The sequence below is a fragment of the Rufibacter sediminis genome, from assembly GCF_014269285.1.
In the GTDB taxonomy this organism is placed as follows: Bacteria; Bacteroidota; Bacteroidia; order Cytophagales; family Hymenobacteraceae; genus Nibribacter; species Nibribacter sediminis.
Map to the genome: position 1 here is coordinate 98,629 of NZ_JACOAF010000044.1, position 13,235 is coordinate 111,863.

At 50.4% G+C, this 13,235-nt stretch carries 6 protein-coding genes; all 6 read left to right on the plus strand.

What is annotated here, in order from left to right; translation table 11 throughout:
• Nucleotides 1-27: 27 nt before the first annotated feature.
• The 6 genes from H7U12_RS18965 (at nucleotide 28) to H7U12_RS18990 (ending at nucleotide 13,138) form a co-directional block, all read left to right on the plus strand.
• Complete coding sequence (locus H7U12_RS18965; RefSeq protein WP_186641042.1) at nucleotides 28-3,090, plus strand: SusC/RagA family TonB-linked outer membrane protein; 3,063 nt, start codon at nucleotides 28-30, stop codon at nucleotides 3,088-3,090.
• A 32-nt stretch (nucleotides 3,091-3,122) separates the two neighbouring features.
• Nucleotides 3,123-4,676, plus strand: coding sequence for a RagB/SusD family nutrient uptake outer membrane protein (locus tag H7U12_RS18970; protein ID WP_186641044.1), 1,554 nt, complete (start codon nucleotides 3,123-3,125; stop codon nucleotides 4,674-4,676).
• 104 nt (nucleotides 4,677-4,780) lie between these two features.
• A complete protein-coding gene (locus H7U12_RS18975; RefSeq protein ID WP_186641045.1) occupies nucleotides 4,781-6,244 on the plus strand; it encodes an arabinan endo-1,5-alpha-L-arabinosidase in 1,464 nt (487 codons plus the stop codon).
• 162 nt (nucleotides 6,245-6,406) lie between these two features.
• A complete protein-coding gene (locus H7U12_RS18980) occupies nucleotides 6,407-8,773 on the plus strand; it encodes a glycoside hydrolase family 127 protein (RefSeq protein WP_186641047.1) in 2,367 nt (788 codons plus the stop codon).
• 87 nt (nucleotides 8,774-8,860) lie between these two features.
• Nucleotides 8,861-10,849 (plus strand): alpha-L-arabinofuranosidase C-terminal domain-containing protein, encoded by a 1,989-nt coding sequence (locus H7U12_RS18985; RefSeq protein ID WP_186641049.1) that lies wholly within the window; start codon nucleotides 8,861-8,863, stop codon nucleotides 10,847-10,849.
• Nucleotides 10,850-11,140: 291 nt separating this feature from the next.
• On the plus strand, nucleotides 11,141-13,138 hold the full coding sequence (locus H7U12_RS18990; RefSeq protein WP_186641058.1) for a glycoside hydrolase family 97 protein: 1,998 nt from the start codon (nucleotides 11,141-11,143) through the stop codon (nucleotides 13,136-13,138).
• Nucleotides 13,139-13,235: the final 97 nt, after the last annotated feature.

Here is a 13,235-nt window from a genome sequence, read left to right on the forward strand (position 1 = left end):
ATAATCTTCATCCATAATCTTAATCCTATGCAACAAAATTTACTCATCAAGAAAGGGTGGATACTAGTACTCTTTCTGCTATATGGTTCCATGGTGAACGCAATGGCGCAAGGTATTGCCATTAAAGGCAAAGTGACAGACGCGAGTGGGGCAGGGTTGCCTGGGGCTTCGGTTGTGTTAAAAGGCACTAGCATAGCTTCTGCTACAGACGTGGATGGTAATTTTACCTTGAATTTGCCCAGTGGTACAGGCACCTTGGTGGTGTCTTATATTGGCTTTGTTCCAAAAGAAGTAGGCATCAATAACCAGACTACTATCAATATAGTGTTGGAGACAGATGCAAAGTCTCTGGATGAAGTGGTGGTGGTAGGATATGGTACCCAGCGTAAGTCTGACATTACCGGGTCAGTGGCCGTAGTAGATGTGGCGGATATGAAAAAGGTGTCTACCAATGATGTGGGCGCGATGCTGCAGGGGCGTGTTTCTGGGGTAAGTGTCAACACAGATGGGCAACCAGGGGCCTTCCCGCAGGTAAGGATTAGAGGGATAGGTACATTTGGAAACTCAGATCCCTTGTATGTGATTGATGGGGTGCCTGTTAGTACGGTTCCCCGAGAATTTAGTCCAAATGATATAGAGTCAATGCAAGTGCTGAAAGATGCATCTGCTGGAGCTATCTACGGTTCCAGGGCTGCTAATGGGGTAGTTATCATTACTACCAAGAAAGGCAGAAAAGATACTCCTTTGCAAGTGGGCTATTCTGGGTACTATGGGATTGACCAAGTGTGGCAGCGTATGCCGGTGACAAATCGTGCAAACTATCAGATACTTAATAATGAGTCTCGCCTCAATGCCGGGAAAGCATTAGCTCCGGCCAATGATCCCTCCCATCCTTCTTTTATTGATGATGTGAATACTGATTGGCAAGAAGAAGGCCTCAAGACTGGTAACCGGCAGAATCATAATGTGAGCTTGTCTGGCGGAGGTGCTAATAACACTTACAACGTCTCCCTGGACTATTTTGGGAACAAAGGGACTTATGTGGGCAATGGCCCGTCTTATGACCGCTACACTGCCCGGGTAAATACCACCTTAGAGAAAGGTATTTTCAAGGTTGGGCAGGCGTTCAATTATACTAAATCGAATGAAAATGGCTTAGTGACCGGAGATGGAGTATTGGCCGGTGGTAGGCCTCCTTTGATCAATGACTTGGTGTTTGCCATACCTACTATGGCTTTGTACGACCCAAATAATGAAGGCGGCTTTGGAGGTACTTTGTCAGAAAGAGAAGACGCCATCTCCCTTAATGGGATTGGTTACAATAGCCTTATCAGAAATACTACAGATGTAGACCGCTTATTTGCAAGCATCTTTGGAGAGGTGGAAATTATCAAAGGCCTTAAATACAGATTGAATTTGGGCTATGACGCTACCAACATCAGGGACTATAATTTTATCCCTGAGTTTAATTTAGGGTACTTCTTCCAAAACAATATAGCAAGGCTGAATGACAACTCCAGAAGGCTGCAAACCCTTTTAGTTGAAAATACTCTCAACTACGAAAAGGTTATTGGCCAGCACTCTCTGGCTGTATTGGTAGGCCAGATGTATCAGAAAGATGATGGCGTGTACAGACAAGGATATGCCGAAGGATTTGTGAAGCCGTACTTGCCTGTCTTATTTAACGGTGCCACAAGTACTGCCTCTGGTACAGAGGATTCCCATGTGTTGGCTTCCTACCTGGGAAGAGTTAACTACAGTTTCGCAGATAAGTATCTGGTAACAGCTACTCTTAGAAGAGACGGTTCCTCCAGATTCTCGCCCGCAAACAGGTTCGGTTATTTCCCTTCTCTTGCTTTAGGTTGGAAACTCATCAATGAAGAATTCATCAACTTGCCTGAAGACATTTTCACGGACCTTAAGATCAGAGCGAGCTGGGGTAAACTAGGGAATGAGAACATTGGTAACTACTTATACTACCCGCTCATCAACTCAAACGTGGTCTATACTTTCAATAATGGGCAACGTGTATTGGGCGGTTTGCAAACCAATGTATATGATGAGTCAATTAAATGGGAAGAAAAGTCAACTACCAACATCGGATTCGATGCTGTTTTATTTAATGGTGCTGTTGACTTATCTGCTGAGTATTATAATAGCAAAAGTGAAGACGTGCTGGTGAATATTCCTATTCCGGCATCAGTAGGATCTGTGAATGCTGCTCCTGTCACTAATGCTGGTACTTTAAGAAATTCAGGTGTTGAGATAAGTGCAGGATACAACAAGCTTGCTGGTGATTTCAGGTACGGCATTTCGGCCAATTTTACTACTCTGCATAATGAAGTACTAGATCTAGGCCTGAATGTAACGGAGAGATATGGAGTTGGCTCTATCACTGAGGTAGGAGGAGAAGTAGGCCGCCATTACGGTTGGTTAGCCGATGGAATCTTCCAATCTCAGGAAGAAATAGCAAACCACGCCTTCCAAAAAGATGGTACCTCCCCAGGTGATATCAAGTTTAGAGACATTAGTGGACCAGAAGGTACTCCCGATGGTATTGTTGATACCTATGATCGTACTTACTTGGGCAGTGGTATTCCTAAATTTACATATGGCTTAAACTTCAATGCCTCTTACAAGAATTTTGACTTCACCTTATTTATGTCAGGGAAGGGTAAATATCTTATAAACAGCAGGCTGTATAGGTCATTGATGCACACTGCGGGAGATGACAACTGGCACGAGGATATCCTGGATCGTTGGACTACGGTGAACACAGATACTGATATCCCTCGCCTAATTCACTCTGACCCAAATGAAAATGGGAGAGATTCTAATAGAGAGGGTTGGTTACAAGACGGTACCCACTTGCGCATCAATACTATCTCTCTGGGGTACAATTTTAAAGAGGGGCTTATCAAGGGCCTCGCAAGCGCCAGAGTTTATGTGACTGCTCAAAATCTATACACCTTCCAAAAATACAAAGGGTATAATCCTGATTTTACTGCCGGAGTTTTCGAGCCAGGCTTTGACAATGGCTCTTTCCCTAGGCCTAGAACTCTTATGCTAGGTGTGCAAATTGGATTTTAAGCTGTTGGTTTAAAGTATAAAAGATATTCCCAATGAAAAAGATAAAATATTTAGCAGTTGCTTTGATGCTGTTTTCTAGTTGCGACGATAAACTAGAGATTACTAATCCAAATCAAAGAACTACTAACACCTACTGGGCAACTGAAGATCAGGCTTTTGCTGGAATAGTTGCCGTTTACAATGCCCTAACTACAGACGGTACCTATCAGAGGACATTTCCAAGCTTTAGTGATAGCAGAGGAGATGATATGTATGGAGATAGCCCTGCTACTTATCTTGAACTAGGTGGTCAATTCACCCTGCCAACCAACGCCGGAGAAACGCAATGGATCTGGAGAGATCACTATATGATTGTGTTCCGCGCAAACCAAGTGATTGAAAATGTAACCAAAATGGATGCCGCTATCATAGGCGATGAAGCTAGGAAGCGGATTTTAGGGCAGGCTTACTTTCTGCGGGGCTTAGCCTATTATAATCTTGCAATCACTTACAAGGCTGTACCTGTGATTACCATCCCGCCAGCAGACAAAACCGAGTACTATCCGGCTACTGCCACGGAAGATGAATTGTGGAGCCAAATCTACAGTGATTTGAGAATGGCAGAGGAGATGCTTCCTATCAATTATGATAATGTGGTAGGGCCAGACAAAGGGCAGAAGGGCCGTGCCACCAAAGGGGCGGCGGCTGGTATGTTAGGGAAAGCCTATCTCTACCGAAAGATGTATGCCGAAGCTGAGGCGCAGTTTGCCAAGTTCTTCAGCGGGCCTTTACAAGGTATGTACTCTTTGGTGCCTAATTATAGAGACAACTTCACTACTGCTAATGAGAACAATGCAGAGTCTCTGTTTGAGGTGCAATTTAGTGCCGTTGGAGGGTCCGTAGGAAACTGGACTGGTGAGCCTACTGCTACCTGGCGGCAATTTATTGCTCTACCAGTGGCCTACGGCATGGACGGTAAAGGTTGGTCAGATTATCAGCCTACCCAATGGATTTTCAACGAGTATAAACAAGAAAAAACCAAAGAAGGAAAGACGGATCCAAGACTAGCGGCCACTATTCTTTTCTATGATGAAATAGATGGCATCACGGCTCCCTATGGTTCTCCCTGGCCAGCAGACCGGCGGAATCAGATTTATCCTAGAAAGTATACCATGGAAGGCCAGGGAGTACCTTTTGAAACGCCAGAAACAGGTGGTGTGAACTACAGGGTCTTACGATATGCTGATGTTCTTTTAATGTATGCTGAAGTGCTGAATGAATTGAACCGTACCGCAGACGCTTATGCGTACATACAACAAGTTAGGAACAGAGCCAATCTACCTGATTTGGCTACTGTGAAGCCTAACATGACTAAGGAGCAGATGCGAGATCAGATTGCGCATGAAAGGGCTCTTGAGTTTGCCATTGAAGGGCAACGCATTCAAGATATCATCCGGTGGGGATGGCTGTATGATCCTGCAAAGTTAGCTATGTTGAAAGAACATGATGATGATTTCAACACCTGGACTCCTGGCAATGAATATTTGCCCATTCCACAAACAGAGTTGGATTATAATGTAAATCTTCTCCCTAATTCTGCGAACTAATGAAAACTGCCTTCTTCTGCTTTCCTTGATTCTCTAAGCGGAGAGATAAGGAAAGCAGAAGAAGGGCAGAAAAACAGTCAATTTATATTCCAAGACTTGGTGCCATGGCTAACATAATAAAAAAACTTCTTGTTTTTACGCTGTTATCAGCGACCGTCCTCAGTTCTTGTCAGCAAGATGATGATGAGCCTCTAACAGAGATTGATCCGGGTATTTTCGCCCAGTACAATGATACTTATCCCCAACTTGCCTCTCTTGATTTTGCCAATTTATGGGGGCCATATAATGTTCATGATCCTTCTATCATCAAAGAAGGAGAGTGGTTTTATTCTTTTAACACAGACGTAGCGTATGGGGTTGCGCCACGCGTGGGGATTATGGTTCGGAAATCAAAGGACCTGATCAACTGGCAATATATTGGTTGGGCTATTAATGGCCTGCCCACTATGGGCTCACAGTATATAACCTCTAAAGGAGGAACTCCTGTGCAAGGCTTATGGGCGCCCTATGTCCTGAAGGTAGGGAGTGAGTTCAGGCTCTATTACTCCCTTGCGCCAACAGAAGGGCGTACCAGCGCAATCGGATTGCTAACCTCAAACTCCCTGGAAGGCCCCTGGACTGAAAAAGGCTTAGCTGTGACTTCTGACAACGACGGACCTGGTACAAACGCCATTGACCCCTCGGTGGTGGTGACTCCTGCGGGGCAACACTGGATGGTGTACGGATCATCCTGGGATGGTTTGTATGAATTGCAGTTAAATCCCGCTACAGGGCTAGCAATGACAGCAGGCGACAAGGGCGTGCGGATTGCCAGAAGAGGAAGAACCGGTAATATGGTGAATGGTAACCTGGAAGGCCCTGAAATAATCTACAATGCTCAAACCAAGATGTATTATCTGTTTGTGGCCTACGACTGGCTGGCGACCAAATACAACGTTCGCGTGTTCCGCTCGGCTAACCCCAACGGTCCTTTTCTGGACTGGAATGGCGTAAACGTAGACAATCTGGATGACAATGCTCCAATGATTCTGTCTCCTTACAAATTCATGAACCACAGTGGTTGGCAAGGGGTGTCACACCCAGCCGTATTTCAAGACAACGGTCAGTTCTACATGGCCCACCAAGGCAGACCAGGGGTAAACCCAGGCTTTATGGTCATGCACGTTCGGAAAATCTTCTGGACGCCGGAAGGTTGGCCGATGGTGTCTCCAGAGCGCTTTGCCAATGTTGAGCAAACTCCAATTACTACGGCCAATATTGCGGGTGAATACGAACAGATCGTTCTTACCCAAACCGTAGTGCCTGGTTTTGGGAACGAACAGACTGATCCTAACTTCTCCAATGCCTTCAACACTACTTTAAACGCCAATGGGACCATAAATGGGGATCCCAACAACACCTGGGCCTACAATGCGCCGTGGATTGAGCTCAGATGGGCCGGAGGCATGTTCATTGACAAACTGCACGTTTCTAGAGAAAGAGACTGGGAGAATAAAAAGGCCTCTACTATTGTGATGACTGGTCTAAACGGTGGCGGTTTGGCCATCTGGCTTAAAAAGAAACAATAAGTAAATCATAAATTGCCCAGTGATCCAGGGAAATAACCCTTCGGGTGTCACTGGGCAAATCTCCGTTTTAGGCCTCCTTTTGTGAAAGCAGGGCTAAAACCCAAAATGAAGTTCAAAGAGGTGATGTCTCTGGATACTGCCTCATTTTTAAAACGAATTCAGATGATAGTAAAAGCTTTACAGGTGTTGGTTTTTGCGCTGATACCGGCGGCGGTAGTTGCCCAGACGACTAAACTCCAGCCCTTCCCCTTGTCCTCGGTGCGTCTGTTGGAGAGTCCCTTTCAGCAGGCCCAGCAGACCGATATGCGCTACATCCTGTCTTTGGACATGGACCGTTTATTGGCTCCTTATCAAAAAGAAGCCGGAATCCAGCCGAAGGCCGAGAACTACGGCAACTGGGAAAACACCGGCCTGGACGGGCACATCGGGGGGCATTACGTGTCGGCGTTGGCGTTGATGTATGCCTCTACCGGAGATCAGGAGATACTGCGCCGGTTGAACTACATGGTAGACCAACTGGAGGCTTGCCAGCAGAAAAGCGGCAACGGGTATCTGGGCGGCACCCCTGGCGGCAAGCAGATGTGGCAAGACATCAAAGCTGGTAAAATAGATGCCGGAAGTTTCTCCCTGAACAAGAAATGGGTGCCTTGGTACAACATCCATAAAACCTATGCGGGGCTGCGCGATGCCTATCTCTTTGCCGGGAACGAGAAAGCCAAGAACATGCTGGTGAAGCTCACCGACTGGTGCATCGATCTGACCGCCAACCTCACCGATGCCCAGATCCAGGACATGCTCCGGAGCGAGCACGGCGGCATGAACGAAGTATTCGCCGATGTGGCTCAAATCACCGGAGACCAGAAATACCTTACCCTGGCCAAGCGTTTCTCCCAGACGTCCGTGCTCAATCCCTTGCTGCAGGGCAAAGACCAACTGAACGGCATGCACGCTAACACCCAAATCCCGAAGGTAATTGGCTATCAGCGGGTGGCTGAGGTGGGCGGGGATACGGCCTGGACCAAAGCCGCCGATTTCTTCTGGAACACCGTGGTGAACAACCGTACCGTTTCCATTGGGGGCAATAGCGTGAGCGAGCACTTCCACCCGGCCAATAACTTTTCTTCCATGCTGGAAGGCAAAGAAGGCCCCGAGACGTGCAATACCTACAACATGCTTAAACTCTCCAAGCAACTGTTTCTGAACAGCGCCTCCGCCCAGTACCTGAACTACTATGAGCGGGCCATGTACAACCACATCCTCTCGTCGCAGCACCCAGAAAGGGGAGGTTTTGTGTATTTCACCTCCATGCGGCCGCGTCATTACCGGGTGTATTCCCAGCCTCAGGAAGATTTCTGGTGCTGCGTGGGTTCCGGTCTGGAGAACCACGGCAAATACGGCGAGTTGGTGTATGCCCATTCAGACAAAGACTTGTACGTGAATCTGTTCCTGCCCTCACAGCTGGAGTGGCAAGCGAAAGGATTGACCTTGACGCAGAAAACGAAGTTCCCTTTTGAGGAACGCTCAGAACTTACCCTGAACCTGAAGAAAGCCCAGAAATTCACCCTGTACATCCGGCAGCCGGAGTGGGTGAAGCAAGGTCCGTTGAAAGTGACGGTTAATGGCAAAGAAGCAAAAGTAAGCACGGCCGCTGCCGGGTACGTGGGCATTGACCGGAAGTGGAAATCTGGAGATGTGGTGGCGTTCTCCCTTCCCATGGAAACCAAAGCCGAATACCTGCCCGATGGCTCTCCCTGGGTATCGTTTGTGCACGGCCCCATCGTGTTAGCGGCCGCAACTGATAAGAAAGACTTGACCGGCTTGCTAGCCGATGGCAGCCGCATGGGGCACGTGGCCAATGGCCCACTGTACTCCCTGGAAGAAGCGCCTTTGCTGGTGTCTTCTGCCAAAGACGTGGCCAATTTGATTCAACCGGTCCCCGGAAAGCCGTTCACTTTTACCGCTTCGGGGCTAATCCAGCCCAGCCAGTACAAAGACCTGGAGCTGGTACCATTCTACCAGATCCACGATGCCCGCTACATGGTGTATTGGCCGGTGACCACCCCAGAAGGGTTGGAAGCCAGAAAAGCCGCCATCAAAGAAAAAGAAAGAGAGAAGCTAGCCCTGGAAGCCAGAACGGTAGACCAGGTAGCCCCCGGTGAGCAGCAACCTGAGTCAGACCACGGGTTCCAGGGAGAACGCTCCGAAACCGGTGTGCACCGCGACCGGCATTGGCGGCTCGCCAAAGGCTGGTTCAGCTATAACCTGAAAAACAAAGGCACGGGGGCCCGCAAGCTGCGCGTCACCTACTTCGGGCGCGACCGCGACCGGGCATTTGACATTCTGGTGAACAACCAACTGCTCAAAACCGTGACCGCAGACGGTTCCGGCGGCGACAAGTTCGTGGAGGTAGACTATGACATCCCCGCAGAGATGTTGACCAAAGCCCCGAATAACGTCTTACATATCAAATTCCGGGCGAAAGAAGGCTCCTCCACGGCGGGTATCTACGAAGTCCGGTTGTTGAAGTAAATTTTCCTTTTGCTGAGCAATTGTTCCCAAGAGCAGCCCTCTGTGTATCGATTCCAATTTGGTAGTATCTGTTTTTATTGACATAACATGAAGAACAAAATTTCCTTCACGGCCCTGGCCGCCGGATGTATGATGGCGTTCAGCCTGTCCGCGCAGACAAATTCGGCCACCAAAACCTTCCAGGTAAAAGCTGACCAGGTGTATGGCGAGATTGCGCCCACCATGTACGGGATCTTTTTTGAAGACATCAACCTGGGGGCCGACGGCGGTATTTACGCGGAGCTGGTGAAGAACCGATCCTTTGAGTTTGACACGCCTTTAATGGGGTGGAAGGAGCAGAAACAAAACAATGCCGAGGGGAGCCTGCTCGTGCACAACCGCGGGGAACTGAACGGGGCCAACCGCCGGTTTCTGCGCCTGACCTCCACCTCAGACAATGGAGGTTACGGCGTAGTGAACGAGGGTTTCCGGGGCATGGGCATCAAGAAAGGCGAGCAGTACAACTTCACGGTGATGGCCCGCCAGCAACCGGGCAGCGCCACGCCCATTATCGTGGAATTGCTGAGCGCCAAAGGCGAAAAGCTGGGTTCTGCCACAGTGACTCCCGCCGGGACCGAATGGAAGACCTACAACGCCAGCATCACCGCTACCAATACAGATCCCAAAGCCACCCTGCAAGTACTTGCCAAGGGGAAAGGCGCCGTGGACCTGGACATGATCTCCCTGTTTCCTAAAAATACCTGGAAAAACCGACCCAACGGCATGCGCGCCGACATGGTGCAATTGCTCGCCGACATGAAACCGGGTTTTCTGCGTTTCCCGGGCGGTTGTATTGTGGAAGGCCGTACCCTGGATGAGCGTTTCCAGTGGAAGAAAACCATTGGCGAGGTAGCTAACCGCGCTACCCTAGTGAATCGCTGGAACACGGAGTTCAAACACCGGCACACGCCAGATTATTTCCAGACCTTCGGGTTGGGCTTCTTTGAATATTTTCAGTTAGCCGAGGACATTGGCGCGGCTCCGCTTCCCATCCTGAACTGCGGCATGGCCTGCCAGTTCAACACCGGCGAGGTGGTTCCCCTGGACCAACTGGACCCCTACATCCAGGATGCGCTGGACCTGATTGAATTCGCCAACGGACCGGCTACTTCTGAGTGGGGCAAGGTCCGGGCGCAGATGGGCCACCCGGCTCCGTTCAACCTGAAATACCTGGGCGTGGGCAACGAGCAGTGGGGCGAGCAGTACGTGGAGCGCTACAAGATTTTCGAGAAAGCCCTGCGGGCGAAGTACCCAGACGTGAAGCTGATCACTACCACCGGTCCTTTCCCGGACGGTCCGGAGTTCGATTACCTGAACAAAACCATGCGCAGCCTCAACGCCGACATCATTGACGAGCACTACTACCGCGCTCCGGAGTGGTTCCAGGAAAACGTGACGCGCTATGACAACTATGACCGGAAAGGCCCCAAGATCTTCGCCGGGGAATATGCCTCACAAACCGTGGCCATCGCCAGCCCGGATAACAAGAACAACTGGAAAGGCGCGCTGTCAGAAGCCGCTTTCATGACCGGCCTGGAGCGTAACGCCGATGTAGTGGTGATGGCTTCCTACGCGCCGCTGTTCGCCCACGAAGAAGGCTGGCAGTGGACCCCGGACATGATCTGGGTAAACAACCTTCAATCCTTCGGGACGCCCAACTACTACGTGCAGAAGCTTTTCTCTACCAATGTAGGAACGCACCTGGTGCCCATCCAGCGGAACAACGCCAACGTGACCGGCCAGGACAAACTGTTTGCCTCGGCCAGCATCAACAAGAAAACGAACGAACTCATCCTGAAAGTGGTGAACACCGCTGACAAAGCCCAGGACGGAGAGTTTGTGCTGGAAGGCGTGAAAAACGCGCAGAGCAAAGGCACGTTGCAGAAACTGAGAAGCAGCAATCTGGAGCAGATGAACTCCTTCGCCAATCCTACGGCCATCAGCCCGGTGCAACAGTCCATTCAGGTGAAGAACAAACGCGTGAAACTGTCGCTGGAACCGTACTCGGTGAACGTGATCCGGGTGAAGATCTCTTGACAAAAAGCTACAGCGGGAGTGAATGGATGAAAGGAAAATGGGAGAGGAGCCGCAACAAATGCGCTCCGTTTTGAGGCGGTTTTCAATAAATCGGCCCCAAAACGCTCCCGCTTTTCGCTTTGCTTTTTTGCTCCCGGTAAGACTTCTGTGTCTTGGGGATGACTATAGATTTCCTCAAAATTCGGCTGGGTTGCGGAAGTAAATCCCGGCTGATGTGTCTAAAACTGCCGTTTAGAGCTTCTTTTTGTAAAACACTCTCAAAACGCATCGCTCAATTAGCTAATTACGTTCATGCCGTTCAGATTAAAAGAAAGTACATCGCGCTTCTGTAAATACCCGTTCTTCCTGTTAGCGCTCGGTCTGCTGGTGCTGGGGGCCTGTTCCCAGAAAAGCAGCACCTCCAGCAGTTCGGCCCTGGAAAAAGAATACACGGTGCAAAGCCCCGATAACAGCATTGCCGTCCGGTTTTTCCTTACCGAGCGCCAGGGTGCTGCTTACGCCATCACCCGCGAGGGGGCTCCTGTGCTGCAAGCGTCAAAACTGGGCGTGAAGATGGAAGACGCTGACCTCACCCAGGGGCTGGTGCTGGAATCGGTGTCTGGCGTGGAGACGGTGAAAGATGACTACGAGATTTTGACCGCTAAGCGCAGGAACAACACGTACCGCGCCAACAAGCGCACTTTCCATCTCAAGAATGCCCAGGGCCAACGGATGGATGTCATCTTCCAGGTGTCCAATGACGGGGTGGCGTTCCGGTACTACTTCCCAGGGCAGGCTTCGGGCATCAAAAAAATCACCCAGGAAATCACCTCTTTCAAATTCCCTGAGAGCGCCAAAGGCTGGTTGCAGCCCATGTCAGATGCCAAGACCGGCTGGAGCGAGACCAACCCCTCCTATGAAGAACACTACCTGAAAGGCATTCCGGTGGGCACGCCCTCGCCCATCAAAGCGGGGTGGGTGTTCCCGGCGCTGTTTGAAAGCGGCAACAGTTGGGTGCTGATTACGGAATCGGGCCCGGACGGGAGTTATTGTGCCAGCCGGTTGGCGCAGAATGCCCCGGGCGGCGAGTACAGCATCGCATTCCCGCAGGCCGCGGAGAAGATGGCGGGTGGGCCGGTGAACCCGGAATCGGAGTTGCCCTGGTACTCGCCGTGGCGCATCCTGGCGGTGGGCTCTCTGAAAACCATCACGGAGTCTACTTTGGGCACCGATTTGGCAAAACCGGCCAAAAACATGGACCAGAGTTTCATCAAGCCGGGCAAAGCGGCCTGGAGCTGGGCCTTGCTGAAGGATGATTCCATTGTGTATGACGTGCAGAAACGGTTTATTGACTACGCAGCCCGCATGAACTGGTCTTACTCGCTCATTGACGTTAATTGGGACCAGAAGATTGGCTATGACAAAATGAAGGAACTAGCCGATTACGCCAAAACCAAGAACGTAGGCCTGCTGCTGTGGTACAACTCGGCGGGGCCCTGGAACACGGCGCCGTACACGCCCAGAGACAAAATGCTCACCCATGAAAGCCGCATGCAGGAGTTTGCCAGGCTGCGCGAGATGGGCATCAAAGGTGTGAAGATCGATTTCTTCGGGGGCGATGGCCAGAGCGTGATGCAGTATTACAACGATATTCTGAACGATGCCGCCGAGAATAAACTACTGGTGAACTTCCACGGGTGCACCTTGCCGCGCGGCTGGCAGCGCACCTATCCCAATCTCATGACCATGGAGTCCATCAAGGGCTTTGAGTTCATCACCTTTGAGCAGCAGAACGCCGATGAGGAAGCCGCCCACGCCGCCACCATTCCATTTACCCGGAACGCGTTTGACCCCATGGATTTCACGCCGGTGAACCTGGACCAGATTCCCAGAATTACCAGAAGAACTACCAAAGGCTTTGAGTTGGCGTTGTCGGTGCTGTTCATTTCGGGCATCCAGCATTACGTGGATATCCCGCAGGGCATGGCGAAACAACCAGCCTATGTGCAGGACTTCCTCCGGGAGGTACCCAGCGTCTGGGAAGACTCCAAGTTTATTGACGGTTACCCGGGTAAGTTGGCGGTGATCGCCCGCAAGGCGAATGGGAAGTGGTACGTGGCTGGCATCAACGGCGAGAACTCCGCCAAAAATGTGGAGCTGGACCTTTCCTTCCTGAACGGGAAGAAAGGCTCCTTTATCTCTGACGGCACCGATGCCTCGGGCCTGCAGCAGAAAACGCTGGAAGTAGCCGCCAACGGAAAAACGACGGTAGAGCTGAAGCCCAACGGTGGGTTTGTGATGGTGTTCTAGCGGAAAGCTGTTCTCTTGTCTACATTTGGGAGGCGAACGAAAGGAAAACGAGTGCGCCTGGAAATCAGCGGTGAACGGAGGAATTACCTTAGTTCTG